At 37.9% G+C, this 15,375-nt stretch carries 12 protein-coding genes and 1 other RNA gene; 1 reads left to right on the top strand and 12 read right to left on the bottom strand.

From position 1 onward, the window contains the following. Positions 1-190 precede the first annotated feature (190 nt). A complete protein-coding gene (locus tag AC6CHJ_RS04990; RefSeq protein WP_498287490.1) occupies positions 191-1,483 on the top strand; it encodes a replication-associated recombination protein A in 1,293 nt (430 codons plus the stop codon). Between the two features lie 36 nt (positions 1,484-1,519). Here AC6CHJ_RS04990 and AC6CHJ_RS04985 read toward each other — a convergent pair whose 3' ends face one another. From AC6CHJ_RS04985 to aspS, 12 genes are all read right to left on the bottom strand, one after another. After that, the gene (locus tag AC6CHJ_RS04985) at positions 1,520-2,758 is read right to left on the bottom strand and encodes an ABC transporter permease (RefSeq protein ID WP_147193906.1); all 1,239 of its coding nucleotides are present in this window, start codon (positions 2,756-2,758) and stop codon (positions 1,520-1,522) included. After that, a complete protein-coding gene (locus AC6CHJ_RS04980) occupies positions 2,751-3,650 on the bottom strand; it encodes an ABC transporter ATP-binding protein (RefSeq protein ID WP_249775759.1) in 900 nt (299 codons plus the stop codon). The genes AC6CHJ_RS04985 and AC6CHJ_RS04980 overlap by 8 nt, the downstream gene beginning before the upstream one ends. Positions 3,651-3,928: 278 nt before the next feature. Beyond that, entirely contained in the window at positions 3,929-4,690 is a 762-nt protein-coding gene (locus AC6CHJ_RS04975) for a tRNA threonylcarbamoyladenosine dehydratase (protein WP_498287489.1), read from the bottom strand. A 134-nt stretch (positions 4,691-4,824) separates the two neighbouring features. Further along, on the bottom strand, positions 4,825-5,520 hold the full coding sequence (locus AC6CHJ_RS04970) for a glucosamine-6-phosphate deaminase (protein ID WP_498287487.1): 696 nt from the start codon (positions 5,518-5,520) through the stop codon (positions 4,825-4,827). Positions 5,521-5,537: 17 nt separating this feature from the next. Next, a complete protein-coding gene (gene ptsP, locus AC6CHJ_RS04965) occupies positions 5,538-7,259 on the bottom strand; it encodes a phosphoenolpyruvate--protein phosphotransferase (protein ID WP_498287486.1) in 1,722 nt (573 codons plus the stop codon). Next, a complete protein-coding gene (locus AC6CHJ_RS04960) occupies positions 7,253-7,522 on the bottom strand; it encodes a phosphocarrier protein HPr (protein ID WP_147193913.1) in 270 nt (89 codons plus the stop codon). The genes ptsP and AC6CHJ_RS04960 overlap by 7 nt, the downstream gene beginning before the upstream one ends. Before the next feature lie 18 nt (positions 7,523-7,540). Continuing rightward, entirely contained in the window at positions 7,541-8,260 is a 720-nt protein-coding gene (locus AC6CHJ_RS04955) for a sugar isomerase domain-containing protein (RefSeq protein ID WP_498287484.1), read from the bottom strand. A 3-nt stretch (positions 8,261-8,263) separates the two neighbouring features. After that, positions 8,264-8,986: a GntR family transcriptional regulator gene (locus AC6CHJ_RS04950; RefSeq protein ID WP_147193917.1), complete on the bottom strand. Its 723-nt coding sequence runs from the start codon at positions 8,984-8,986 to the stop codon at positions 8,264-8,266. Between the two features lie 34 nt (positions 8,987-9,020). Next, entirely contained in the window at positions 9,021-10,172 is a 1,152-nt protein-coding gene (gene nagA, locus AC6CHJ_RS04945; protein ID WP_498287482.1) for an N-acetylglucosamine-6-phosphate deacetylase, read from the bottom strand. 212 nt (positions 10,173-10,384) lie between these two features. Next, positions 10,385-12,328: an N-acetylglucosamine-specific PTS transporter subunit IIBC gene (nagE, locus tag AC6CHJ_RS04940; RefSeq protein WP_498287481.1), complete on the bottom strand. Its 1,944-nt coding sequence runs from the start codon at positions 12,326-12,328 to the stop codon at positions 10,385-10,387. An 828-nt stretch (positions 12,329-13,156) separates the two neighbouring features. Beyond that, a non-coding RNA gene (ssrS, locus tag AC6CHJ_RS04935) (6S RNA) lies at positions 13,157-13,348 on the bottom strand. A 248-nt stretch (positions 13,349-13,596) separates the two neighbouring features. Beyond that, a complete protein-coding gene (gene aspS, locus AC6CHJ_RS04930) occupies positions 13,597-15,375 on the bottom strand; it encodes an aspartate--tRNA ligase (RefSeq protein ID WP_066786127.1) in 1,779 nt (592 codons plus the stop codon).

Below are 15,375 nucleotides of genomic sequence, written 5' to 3'. Positions count from 1 at the left end.
TATTTCCCTTCATTCTACTCGGGTATGATTTATGAACATGCACATTTGGCTTTTATCTGTTAATACTGAAGAGGAATTAATCAGTAATGACAACAAGATTTAAAATGCCTAATCTATTTTAATGCAAAGCTAGTGAATATTTGAGAAAATAACAAAGTAGGCTTTAGATATTAGAAAAGAGGTGACCACGTTGCCGCAACAACCACTTGCATTTCGCATGCGTCCGCGCAATCTGGATGAAGTTGTCGGTCATCAAGACATCATTGGACCAAAGACTAATTTATATAAAATGATTCAAAAAGGTCATATTCCCTCCATGTTGCTATATGGAGAACCTGGTATAGGTAAAACATCCATTGCATTTGCTATTGCTGGTTCTTCTAACTTGCCGTTCTTTGCATTGAATGCGACAAGGGCTGGAAAAAAGGATGTAGAGGATGTAGTAAATGAAGCGAAGATTGTGGGACAAGTTATATTATTCCTTGATGAAATACACCGATTCAATAAATTGCAACAGGATACATTACTTCCGCACGTTGAAAATGGTGCTATTGTACTCATCGGAGCCACAACAGAAAATCCATTTCATGATGTGAATCCAGCCATACGTTCACGCTGCGGTGAGATTAAGCAGCTAAAAAAGCTCGACGAAAGTGAAATAGTTTCATTAATTCAACGGGCTCTAGAAGATAAAGAACGTGGCCTTGGCCAATATTCAATTCGCATAACTGAAAAGCAAATTCAGGAAATTGCTCTTGCAGCAAACGGTGATGCAAGAAAAGCTCTTACTCTGCTAGAATCTGTTTATTACGCCTCTGATGAAGAAAATGACGAGACTATTGTCGATGATGCGACTATCCAAAGTTTAGCTGAGCGCATCGGTGTTTACGGAGACCAAAAGGGTAGCCATTTTTATAACTTATTATCTGCGTTACAAAAATCAGTTCGCGGAAGTGATCCTAATGCCGCCATTTATTATCTAGCTAACCTCTTAGAAAATGGCGATTTAGTTGCTGTCTCAAGGCGGCTTTTAGTCATGAGTTACGAAGACATCGGTCTAGCCGCTCCTGAAGTAGGCGCACATGTACTTGCAGCTATCCAATCCGCCGAACGACTCGGTATGCCGGAAGCTCGCATACCGCTTGCATCTGCTGTAATCGAGATGTGTTTGGCTGAGAAATCTAATTCTGCCATCACAGCGATTGATGCAGCTATTTCTTCTATCCATCAAGGAAAAACTGGTGACATCCCGCTCCATTTGCGAGACGCTCATTATAGCGGAGCCAAAACACTTGGCGTAGAAGGTTATCAATATCCACATAATACACCTGTCGGTACTTTTGGCGGTTGGGTAGACCAAGAATATTTGCCAGACAAGCTAGTCGGCTCAGAATTCTATAAACCTATAATTGCCGGACAAGAAAAGCGAATGGCAGGCATTTATGATCATTTAAACCAATTAAAAAAGAAAAATAAAAAATGATTGAAAAGGCTAATGCCTCTTCAATCATTTTTTTCATTATGTTGTTACTTTTAAAACCGTTTTAATTTTTTGCATCATGCCGCCTGAGCTGTATGTCAATACACTTCGTTTATAGAATGAAAAACTGATGTAGAACAATACGATAACTGTGACAATCAGGATAATAAGCGCAATCAACGGCTCCATTGGTGAAAGATCTGTTGCACTTATGCGTAGCGGCATAACCATTACGGTCATAAACGGGATATAGGATGACACTTTTACTAGCATCGTATCTGGGCTAAACAAGCCGGACATCAAGATATAAAAACCCGCCATACCCATTAACATTGCAGGCATCATAGCTTGGCTAGCTTCCTCTACTTTTGATACAAGCGAACCAAAGAGCGCCCCCATAATTAAGAATAAGAAAATGGACAACAATAAGTATGCAATAGTGTATAAAATATAGGTTGAAGATAGATGGTCAATCGTATTCGTTACTTTATCCCATTTAGAACCTCCATCCACAACTAAAAATAGCGCTACTTGAACAACGATTAACACAATGAGCTGAGTTAGCGCCAGCAAATATGTTCCGGTAATTTTCGCCAAGAAGTGCGTGGAAGGCTTTATACTTGCAAGCATTACTTCAAGCACACGCGATCCTTTTTCAGATGCGACATCGGTGGTTATCATCGATAAGAATGAAATAACAAAAGAATAGACAATGGAACCGATTAAAATAGAAACACCGATCCCGGCAGATTTTTCATCTTCACTTTTACCTGTGCCTTTTTGTTTATCTAAGTTTTTAGAGATAATCGTTGTATTGGCATCAAGAATCTGTGCAGCTTGATCGCTTGTCAGATTCAACTGTTGTACGGCATAAATTCTGCCAGCATATTGAATCATCCCTGACAAAGCGGTTTGATCGTTATATTCAAGCGGTTCAAATGTCGCTATTTCTGCTTCCATTTGTTTATTCTTGCTTGTAAGAAAAACAGCTGCGTCGTACTTTCCATTCTTTACTTTCTTTTCGACCTCAGCCCTTGATTGATCTGTAAAATTAAATTTCATATCTTTATCCGATTTAAACAAAGGCTTGAAATCCTGTTCTGTCTCATTAACCATCGCAATTTTCACAGGCTCTTCAGAAAATAATGCAGCCTTAATATCAGACCAGAACATTACACAACTAATTACGGCAACATACAAAAGAATAGATAGAATAAATGATTTCGTTTTAATTTTTTGTTTATAAAGCTGTGTAACTAAAATCCAAAACTTAGACAACTATACCACCTACCAAATCTTTGAAAATTTCATCAAGAGTTAAATAATCCATGCTGAATTTATCCATATATTGCCCTCTACTAATTTGTTCAAATAGCTGTTTCCCGTATGTTTCGTCTTCCAGTGTAAGTGTGTATCCATCTCTTGTTTTTTTGACGTTTGTTACGCCTTCTAACATATGTAACTCTTTTTCTGTTAAATCTGTTCGAATGCTTAATTTCTTTTTACCATATTGTTCTTTTAAGTCTTTTAAACTACCAGTGAAAAGCGAAACGCCTCTTTTTAAAATGCACAAATGGTCACAAAGCTCCTCAACATTAGCCATTTGGTGGCTAGAAAATAAAATTGTGGTTCCTTTTTCTTTTAAATAGAGAATGGCATCCATCAAAAGCTCACGGTTTACAGGATCCAGACCACTAAAAGGTTCATCAAGAATTAAAAATTCAGGCTGGTGGATAAAGCTTGCAATCAACTGCACTTTTTGTTGATTCCCTTTTGACAAGGTTTCCGCTTTCGCCTTTCTTTTGTCGACTAGTTCAAAACGTTCAATCCAATAATCTACATCCTGTTTTAAATCTTTTTTGCCCCTGCCACGCAAAACACCAAAGAAATAAAGCTGGTCTTCAACGGTCATTGATGGAAATATTCCTCGTTCTTCCGGTAAATAGCCCAGGACATCTCTGTTTACTTTATTGATAGGTATATCATTCCAAGAGATGTTTCCTTCCGTCGTTTCCTGTAAATCAAGAATCATACGGAAAGTAGTTGTTTTACCCGCGCCATTTTGCCCGATCAAACCGAATATCTCTCCTTTTTCAATCGTAAATGAAAGCTGGTTAACCGCAGTGAAATTTTGGTATTTCTTCGTGACATGATCAATTTTTAAAGCCATAGCTGTCTCCTTTTATAAAAATTTTCCGAACATATTACATATACGTTTAGTACAGCATAAAGTATTCATTTATTTAACTATTTAAGTGCAGTATCACTGAAAAATTTCTGAAAACTAATTGTCTTCATTCAATATTGAGATTTTTCAGCTCAATCACTATACACATTTATCCTATCATATAATTTCCTATAACATCCTTATATTTCTTTTTTTAGATAACTTACGTCCTAAAATATTAAAAAACCGTATTCGCACAGTACATGCGAATACGGCTACAATTAATCACTAACACGTTGTATTTTAATGTCTTTTAGAATATCATTAATGACCCAGCTAGCTGCAAACAGTCCTGCTGTAGATGGGGCAAACGCATTGGATGAAGGTGGCATTTTAGCTTTCCGAATCTCTGCGTCTGGATTACCAACTGTTTGAGCTACATCTTGTCGTATTACAATTGGGCTCTCATCAGAGAAAATAACCGGAACGCCTTTTTTGATACCTTCTTTTCGCAATTTTAAGCGAATCACTTTTGCAAGTGGATCAGTATGGGTCTTAGAAATATCTGCAATTTTGAAACGTGTCGGATCAGTTTTGTTAGCTGCTCCCATACTTGAAATGATTTTTATATTGCGTTTTAGACATTCTTTAATCATATGAATTTTGTATTTGACCGTATCTGAAGCATCTATGACATAGTCTGGCTGATAGCTAAAGAATTCTTCGTATGTTTCTTCAGTATAAAACATATGAAGGTCAATTACTTCACACTCAGGGTTGATGTCTGCTATTCTTTCTTTCATAACTGCTGATTTAGATTTGCCGATTGTCGATAGATATGCGACTAATTGGCGATTGATATTGGTAATATCTACATCATCTTTGTCCACCAAAATAATACGACCTACTCCGCTTCTTGCACATGCTTCTGCAGCAAAAGATCCCACGCCGCCGACTCCTAAGATGGCAACAGTCGTATTTTTAAGCTTGTCCAAGCCTTCTTGGCCAATAGCTAATTCATTTCTTGAAAATTGATGCAACATGATATCGCACTCCTTCTACTTAAGTAAACCAAGTAACTTACTAAGATAAACAAAACAAATTATAGCATGAAAATGTAATTGAAAATAGACTCTTGATAAAAAAGAAGGCCTTAGAATCTAGGCCTTCTCTTTATCTAGAAATCCAAATCTGTCAAAACAATCACGTTTGGATGATTGTTTAAGACGGTTACTGGCACCTCTACAGTCATATTCCCATCGATTAAAGATTTGATCGCATCTCTTTTTTTCTCTCCCACTCCGATTAAAAGGATGTATTTCGCCCTCATAATGGATTTTATACCCATTGTAATCGCTTTTTCAGGAACTTCATCAATTGATTCAAAAAATCGTGCATTAGCTGTTCTTGTAGAAGGTGTCAAATCTACGACATGGGTTTCACTGTCAAAAGAAGTACCCGGTTCATTGAAACCGATATGTCCATTTTCACCTACGCCTAATAATTGAAAATCAAGAGTTAGGGATTGTAAAAGCTCCTCATATCGCTTAGCTTCTAATTCTGGATTTGTAGCTTCTCCATTAGGTAAATGAGAATTTTTGAAAGGCTTCTCTTTAAACAATTGTTGCGTCATAAAAGAAAGGTAGCTTTCAGGATGTTCTTTTGGTAATCCAACGTATTCATCCAAATTTACACTCTCACAGTTAGAGAAGTCAATTGAGCTATTTCGGATACGTTCGTATAAAGGAAGCATTGTTCCTCCAGTTGCAAGTCCGAAAGTTTTAGCTCCATTGTCTTTCTGCTCCTCAATTAATTGAAAAGCTCGAGTATATAATTGATCTAGGTCCTTCACGGTTTCTAATTGAATAGCCAACTGGTCACTTCCCTTTTCTATTTAGTTTCCTTCATTAAATATTGTGTTACATAGCTTGAAACTTCTTTATTGGAGGAAAGTTGCAGAATCTTTTCTATATGCTTTTCTAAATCTTCTTTTGAAGATTTGGCGATTTGGGCACGTGCCCTAAGTATTGAAGATGCACTCATTGAGAATTCATCTAGCCCCATTGCAAGCAAAATAGGAATTGCTATCTCATCGCCTGCCATTTCGCCACACATACCTACCCATTTGCCTTCTTTATGAGCGCCGTCAATGACACTTTTCACAAGACGCAAAATAGCAGGATTATACGGTTGATACAAATAAGAAACTTTTTCATTCATCCTATCTGCTGCAAGTGTGTATTGAATTAAATCATTTGTGCCTATAGAAAGAAAGTCTGCTTCCTTCGCGAATAAATCGGCCATAACAGCAGTAGAAGGTATTTCAACCATCATACCGACTTCAATGGTATCGCTTACTTCTTTGCCTTCGGTTACAAGCTCCCTTTTCACATCCTCTAGAATGGCTTTCGCTTCTCTAAATTCTTCAAGTGTTGCGATCATAGGAAACATAATTTTTAAATTGCCATAAATGCTTGCACGAAGCAATGCACGGAGCTGCGTTCGGAACAATGCTGTATCATCTAAACAAAGGCGAATGGCACGGTGGCCTAAGAAAGGATTCATTTCCTCTTCCATTTTCAAATATGGAAGCTTCTTGTCGCCACCAATATCTAACGTCCGAACTACTGTTGGCTTTCCTTTCATCTTTTCAAGAACAGATTTATAAGAAACAAATTGTTCTTCTTCAGATGGCAAATCAGTGCGGTCCATATATAAAAATTCTGTTCGGAATAAACCTACGCCATCTCCGCCATTTTCTAACACAATATCTGCATCGTCAGGCTTACCGATATTCCCAGCGATTTCAACATGGTGTCCGTCTCTACTTATGCTTGGCTCGCCCTTAAACTGCTCAAAGTATGCACGTTCTTCAAGATAAGCTTTTTGAGCCGTTTGGTATGTACCAACTATCTCCGGCTCTGCATCTACTATAACATCGCCTTTTGAACCATCTACAATGACTAATGATCCTTGTTGGATATCTTTTGTCGCTGTTTTGGCGCCAACAACCGCTGGGATTTCCATTGTTCTAGCAAGAATTGCTGAATGTGAGGTTCTACCACCGATATCTGTCACAAATCCTTTAACATGTGTTTTATCGAGTTGAGCCGTCATAGACGGTGTAAGGTCATTTGCGATTATGATTACATCTTCATTTAAATGGCTGTAATCTGGTATCTCTACATTCAATAATTTTGACAATAAACGCTTTGACACATCTCGTATATCTGCCGCTCTTTCTTTCATGTAAGCATTCTCCATTACCTCAAACATCTCGATAAATGTGGTTGATACCTCATGGAGAGCAGCTTCTGCATTCGTACCTTCATCGATTTTCCCATCAATCATACCGAGCATTTCAGGATCCTCTAATACTAGCAAATGTGCTTGGAAAATGGCTGCTTTATCAGGTCCAAATTTCCTTTCAGCTTCTGCTTTGATTCCTTCTAAATCCTTTTTAGCTTCGGCTACAGCATTTTTCAGACGCTTTTTTTCTGCCTCTGAATCGCTGATGGAGACTTTTTCAAATGACAAGTCTGGTTCTACTAAACAATACGCTTTAGCAATGGCAATACCGTTTGATACGGCAATCCCCTTCATTTCTAGCATTCTTCACCAATTCCTTCTGTAGAAAGAACATTTTTGACTTTGTTTAAAGCTTCATCTGCATCGCTTCCTTCCGCAGATACTAAAATCTCTGCTCCTGAAGGAATGCCCAGTGACATCACACCCATAATTGATTTAAGGTTTACCGTTCTGTCATTATACGTAAGCTGAACCTCTGATGAGAATGGTGTTACAGCTTGTACTAAAACTGTACATGGTCTTGCATGTAAACCTTCTGATGCTGTAATGTTAAATTTCTTTTCCATTGTAAATACCTCCAAGAGTTAATTAAAATTGACCCGCTTTTGATATTGTTCTATCAAAGCTTCATTATTCTTTCCTGCTTTATCCACATTTGCACTAGAAAATACTGGAGCGCGCTCCTCTTTTTCCATAATTATCTCCACCACTTCACTTATCAAAGCATTCAATATGCAAGAACCGATGGTTGTAGAGACAGGACCATATTGCAGATCGCCTCTGTAAAGGACGCCATCGCCAACAGGCACATGAGTATCTATTATAACATCTACTACATCCTCAAGCCGTTTGTGTGAAAGGTGCCTTGAAGATTCCCTTGAATAGTTAAGAGACTGAAGCGAGATGGTGGTTATTTTTAACTTTTTTGCTAAAAGTGCAACGTCAATTGGAACAGCATTTCGCCCAGATGTAGAAATAATAAGAAGGACATCTCCATCGTGAAAATCAAAACTTTCTATATGCTTTTCAACAAAATTTGAATCTTTTTCATTTTTAGAAGAAGTGAGCGCACCACTGTGAAGCATAAGGGGTTCTATACTAATTGGTTTGGCAGGAACCAATCCGCCTGCCCTATAAAATGCTTCTTGAGCTAGAAGGTGAGAATGTCCACAGCCAAATAACTGTAAAATGCCCCCTTTGTTCACGCTCTCTGCAATTAGTATCGCTGCCTGTTTTATGGCAGGCATTTCCTTTTCATATACATCTTTTAAAAGATGCGTGACTTCAGCAAAATAATTGTTCATGTGTCACCTCGTAATCTCGCTTATAAACTTATAACGGTCTGCGCGATACACGCTGCGCACAAGTTCAAACGGCCTTCCGTTCGATAAATAACTTGTTCTTTTGATAATCAAGACAACTGCTTTTTGCCCAACGTTTAGATATTTTGCATCCTCTTTTGAAACAATAGCGGCTTCCATCTGCTGTGTGGCATTGTGAATGTCTAGTCCGTATTCCTGCTCAATCAATTGATAGAGAGATCCACTTAGCTGATCTTTGCTTAAGTTTGGGACAAGTTTAACAGGTATATACGTCCTTTCAATAGCCATGGGAAGATGATCCGCATTTCGAATACGCACTATAAAGTATACCTCATCTTCATCGTTTAAACCTAAATCTTGCTTTATTTCAAAAGAAGGTAGTTGTTTCTCAAACAGTACTATATCACTGCTCGGCTCCATACCTCTTGCGATCATATCCTCCGTAAAACCGGTCAAGCCATTGAGCGGCTGTTCAAATTTAGGATCAGCCACAAAAGTGCCTCTCCCTTTTTCCCTATATAGCAAACCACTATTAACTAATCCTGTAATCGCTTGCCTCACTGTCATCCTGCTGACATTGTATGTCTCAGACAGCTCCCTTTCGGAAGGTATAGAAGATCCTTTAATGTACTCGCCAACCGCTATCTTTTCTTTGATGATATCTTCAATCTGTATATATATAGGCACATGCGAATTCCGATCAACCAAATCTATTCAACACCTTTAAATTAATGAACTTACACTACAGATTTTCAATGACGTTGCCTTTTTTAATCGTCTTTTGAATCTTTAAGTCTTTATCCAATAAAACGAGATCTGCGTCATAATGTTCTTTGATTCTTCCCTTGCCAGTCAAATTCAATTGCTTTGCCGCATTGAAGGATGTCATAGCGACAAGTTCTTGTAGTGTACAGTTGGTTGCTTCTTTCATATTTCGAAGAGCTTGATCCATTTTTAATACGCTGCCAGCCAATGCGCCATTCTCTAAATGAGCGCCACTCTCTGTGACATGAACAAGCTGCCCACCTAAATCGTAGTCACCATAGGGTAAGCCTTTCGCTCTCATTGCGTCGGTAATTAAAATAATATGCTCGGCGCCTTTCATTTGATAAGCAAGCTTAACTGATTCCTTATGTGAGTGAATGAAATCGACAATGGTCTCTGCTTGAATTTCAGGCAGAAGCAATGTACCTCCTACCACGCCTGGATCCCTATGATGGAAGGGGCGCATTTGATTATAAAGATGCGTTCCTTGTTTCACGCCAAGAACTACTGCTTTTTGCACTTCTTCAAAAGTTGCATCTGAATGACCGATAGAAACTACAACGCCTGTCTTTGCGACATTTTCTACAAATTCAAATCCGCCATCTGTTTCTGGTGCTACAGTTACTTCTTTAATCCTGTATCCGCTAAGTTCTTGAAACCGTTGGAATAATGATAATTGGGGTGGAATAATATGCTCGAGCGGCTGTGCACCCGCGCGTTTTTTCGAAACAAACGGACCTTCCAGGTGAACGCCGACCATTTCGGCTTCATCTATACCACTTTGAAAAACAGCTAAATTTTTTAGTGCTTCTTCTATAGTGTCAATCGATTGAGTCATGGTAGTTGCAAGAAAACTGGTTGTCCCCTCTTTCAGCAGAGATTTCGCCATTATATGAAGCGATTCTGGCGTAGCATCCATTGCATCACTACCAGCTGATCCATGTATATGCATATCGATAAATCCTGGAAGAAGATATTGGTTAACGCCATCTATCACTTCATCTGCTTCTTTCTCTATCAAACGGCCGATGTGTTGAATAACGCCATCTTTTATATAGACGTCATAATTGTCCATACGTTCATCGGCATTTACAATGGTTACATTTTTTATCAGGCATGTTTGCTTCAAATTTAACATCTCCTAAAGAAAATCCAGGTGTCTAACAGAAAACTTTAAATATAATGTTACATAGCTTTAAAGCAATTTTTGATTGTAATGAAGTGAAATCAGCTTCTATTCCACATTTAGACCCAAGCTTTCTGGACTGTAGAGTTTTAGCTGATTTCACTTTTATTAAAGCTACAACATTCATTAATCTGTTGTTATACCTGACTTAAATTTTATTCTTCTAATCTGATGATATTTGATGTTCCACTACGTTGGTAGCCTGTTTTTTCAAGCTTCACGCTTTTATCTTGTGAGTTTGTAAAGATTACAGGTGTCGCAATGGATGGAGCATTTTCTTTAACATATGCCCAGTCAACTTTGATTAAATCATCCCCGCGTTGAATAAGCTGATCTTGTTTTACTAGCACCTCAAAGCCTTTACCATTTAATTTTACCGTATCAAGGCCGATATGGATTAAAATTTCTATTCCTGTATCCGTTACAAGGCCGATTGCATGTTTTGTCGGGAAGATCATCATCACTTTTCCGTCAACAGGTGATTGTATAACACTGCCTTTTGGCAAAATCCCGAAACCAGGACCCATCATGCCAGATGCAAATGCTTGGTCAGGTACTTCTGAAATTGGAATTACATCACCTGTTACCGGCATAACAAAGTCTTCCGGCAATAAGTTCGTATGTGTAACATCTGTCTCTTCCAATGCTGCTTCACTTACTACATTTTTGGGAGCTGGATTTCCTTTGGCGATGCGTTTTTTCATTGCGTCTGCCAAAAATTCTACAGACGTACCAATGATGACTTGCAAGTTTGTTTTACTGATGCGCATAACACCACGTGCACCATATTTTTTCAATTCTTTTTCGTTCGCCAAACCCGCATCTTTTACAGTTAAACGAAGGCGTGTCGTACAATGATCCACTTGCACGATGTTTTCCTTGCCGCCTAGCGCTTCAATTGTATGATAAGCTTTTGCATCAAGTACTTCATCTTCTGTTCCTTGCATTGTTTCTGTTTCTTCATCCTCGTCATCTTCACGGCCTGGCGTTTTTAAATTGAATTTTGTTATTAAGAAATAGAAAATTACAAAATAGATAGCGCCAAATGCTAAACCAAGAGGTATAAGCAAGAAAGGTTTTTGTGCGATACCGAGATTCAATAAATAATCTATTAGACCGGCAGAGAAACCAAAACCATCATGAATATTTAATGCAGCCGCTATCATTAAAGAGATACCCGTTAATACAGCGTGCACTGCATATAAAACTGGAGATAAGAACATAAATGTAAATTCGATTGGTTCTGTTACCCCTGTAACAAAAGCTGTTAAGGCGATTGACAGGAACATACCGCCCACAATAGCGCGTTTCTCTTTTTTAGCTGCAAAGTACATAGCTAAACAAGCTGCTGGCAAACCAAACATCATAATCGGGAAGAAACCAGCTTGGAAGAGTCCTGCTGCTGGATCTCCCGCTAAGAAACGAGGAATATCCCCTTTTACTACTTTACCCGCAGCATCCGTAAATTTACCAAAGTCAAACCATACTATTGTATTGATTACATGATGCAAACCAATCGGAAGTAACAAACGGTTTAAGAAACCGTAAACCCCATAACCAATTGCGCCTGCTCCGATAATCCAGTTACCTGTAGAATCAATAACTCCTTGAATTGGTCCCCAAATATAAGCAAGCAACGCGGCAATTATAGCCATAGTGATCGAGGTTATTATGGGGACAAATCGTTTGCCGCCAAAGAATGAAAGCCACTCAGGAAACTTTACATTATAAAATTTATTATATAAAAGTCCTGCGACAATACCCGAAACAAGCCCTCCGAAAACACCCATATTCAAATCTTTATCTATTTTTTCTAGTACACCTGATAAAACTAAATAGGCTATCGCCCCAGCTAACGCTGCACCCCCATTGTTGTCAAAAGCAAAACCCATCGCAATACCAATAGCAAAAATAATTGGGAGATTACCAATTATTGCATTACCTGATGCTTCCATAACCTTGGCGACAATTTGAATAAATTTCACATGGCTACTCCCAATCATATCAGGCGAGCCAAGCCGAACAAGCAATGCAGCTGCAGGCATGGTTGCAATCGGGAACATTAGCGATTTACCAATCTTTTGCAAGAAACCTAACATTTCAATACACTCTCCTTTGTTTTGGTATAGTTGTCTATACCAATTAGTATAAAGCGTTTTCATTGAAAAAAAAAGTGCTATTTATTATATGTTATGTAAATAACAAAATATGCATTACTTAAAACAAAGATAGGCTGAGTTAAAAGTAGTCAGCCTATTCAAAGACTCTAGTCTATAGAACAGATTAGAAAACCAAAACATTAGGTTATTATATTTTTTACCTTAAAATTTATACTTCATCATATGACCTTTGTTATTTTTTTAAAAAATCAACAAATATTTTTATTCTTATTATATTTTAAAGTGATTACCAGGTATGTTATAAATACACCTACTATTTGTAGTACAATTGATTCCCATGTAAACATGTTAGAAAGTATACTTAAACCATTAAAAATTAATAATCCGACAATAACTCCAATTATTTGGTTACTATTCATAATTTTTATGCCCCTCTTCAATTTTTTAAAAACCGAATATAAATTGCTTAGTAGAATGTTTTTATTAATACACACGGATCTTCAGTCATAATATAACTTCCATTAGGACTGGTTGTTTTAACTTCTTGCATTTAAAAAGACTTGGGAAAGTTTATTGATACCAATAAAACAATGAATCCTTTAATCTTTAGCTTTACTCTCCTACTTCTCTAACTTTTTACTGTATTAATCCTTATGAATTAGAAATTTTACCCTCTTTTTTATAATATAAACATCTTAATAAATAGTTTTTTAAAAAAATATTTAGTTACCCTCATTGTTTAGATATTTCCCATAAAAAAATCCTCTGATTCTTAGAGAATCACAGGTTATCAATCTTACAATATGAACAAATCCCGATTGTGCCGTCGAGTAATGCAAATAGCCTTGAACCCGCACTCTAGCAGGTGGGTGTCGTATTCGAAACTTTAAAAGTCCCCTACTAAGTAAAGGGCATGTTTGCCATTCCAAAATGAGCAACTCCCAAAGACGATATGTTCGGTCAAGACGATATGAGCTTCAACGAACACCTCAGGATTTGTTGTTAAATACATATTAACACGAAAGTTTTGAAAAATCAAAATAAAAGTTTTTACTCTTTAATTATTAATCTTTCATTCGTGCTCCTTACATTTCTTTGACTTAATTCTCATCAGTCTTCAATCGAGCTGATAATAATATTAAATCTTGTAAGATAAGAATATATACCACTGTCACACAAGAGTTAAACATAAAAAAAGAGAATCGAGAAATTTTTCTCGACCTCTTTTTTATCACTTTTAGGTTTAATTATAATTCATCCGCAAGTGTTTTTGTTTTAATATGAAGTTCATCTAATTGCGCTTCTGATACTTCGCTTGGCGCTTCAGTCATTAAGTCGCTAGCAGATGCTGTTTTAGGGAATGCAATGGTATCACGTAGATTATCGCGGCCAGCTAACAACATTACTAAACGGTCTAAGCCGAATGCAATCCCGCCGTGAGGAGGAACGCCGTATTCAAATGCATCCATCAGGAAACCAAACTGTTCATTCGCTTGTTCTTTTGTAAAACCAAGCACTTCGAACATTTTTTCTTGTAATTCTTTTTCGTAAATACGTAATGAACCGCCACCCAACTCGTAACCATTAAGAACGATATCATATGCTTGGGCACGTACTTCGCCTGGAGCTGTCGCCATTTTTTCAAGATCTTCTTCAAATGGGCGTGTGAATGGATGGTGTGCTGCTGTATAGCGTCCTTCTTCTTCTGAGTACTCTAGCAGCGGCCAATCAGTGATCCAAAGGAATGCAAATTGAGATTCATCAATTAGACCTAAATCTTTTCCTAATTTCTTACGAAGTGCACCAAGTGAATCTGCAACAACTGAACGTTTATCTGCTACAAATACTAGCGTATCACCTGGCTCTGCACCCATGCGTTCCATTAGTTTTTGGCCAAATTCATCTTGGAAGAACTTGCCGATTGGGCCTGTTAAACCTTCTTCTGTTACTTTCATCCACGCTAAGCCTTTTGCTCCGTAGCGGCCAACGTATTTTGTCAATTCGTCTAAGTCTTTACGAGAATATTTGTCGTTGGCACCTTTAATGTTCAAGCCTTTAACTTCATTGCCGGCTTCAACTGTTTGAGCAAATACTTTGAAGTTACAGCCTTCTACCACATCAGAAAGTTGGATTAACTCCAATCCAAAACGGACATCGGGCTTATCAGAGCCATAGCGAGCCATTGCTTCGTCGTATTTCATGCGTTGGAATGGACGTGGGATCTCAATGTCCTTAATATCTTTCATTACTTTTTGAATCAATCGTTCATTTAAGTCTAAAATTTCCTCTTGCGTCATGAAACTCATTTCCATGTCTATTTGCGTAAATTCAGGCTGTCTGTCAGCACGCAAGTCTTCATCACGGAAACAACGAGCAATTTGGAAGTACTTTTCAAAACCAGATACCATCAACAATTGTTTGAACAATTGAGGTGATTGAGGCAATGCATAAAATTCACCTTCATGAACACGAGACGGCACAAGATAGTCACGCGCGCCTTCTGGAGTAGATTTTGTCAGAATTGGTGTTTCCACTTCCAAGAAACCTTCATCTTGCAGGAAGTTACGGATGACTTTTGTTACGTCTGAACGCATTTTAAATGTGTTATACATTACAGGACGGCGCAAATCTAAATAACGATATTTCAGACGCAAATCCTCATTTACTACAATACGGTCCTCAATTTGGAATGGCGTTGTTTTGGCTTTATTAATTAATTCAACTTTGTCTACATAAACTTCAACCATACCTGTTTCCATATTTGGATTAATCATATCATCTGCACGGCGTTTTACTTCGCCTTCCACTTCGATTACATATTCTGTACGGAAGCTATCAGCTAGATCAAGCGCTTCTTGTGAGTTTTCTGGAGTAAATACGATTTGTACTATCCCTGAGCGGTCGCGCAAATCAATAAAAATCAAGCCGCCAAAATCTCTTCGGCGTTGTACCCATCCCTTTAAAACCACGCGCTCACCTGCATGTTCGCCGCGCAAAATACCACATTCATGTGTTCTTATAGCCAT

It is taken from the genome of Rummeliibacillus sp. GQ308, assembly GCF_059759115.1.
The sequence above is the reverse complement of the archived record's forward strand: the minus strand, read 5'-3'. Positions and strand labels throughout refer to the sequence as shown.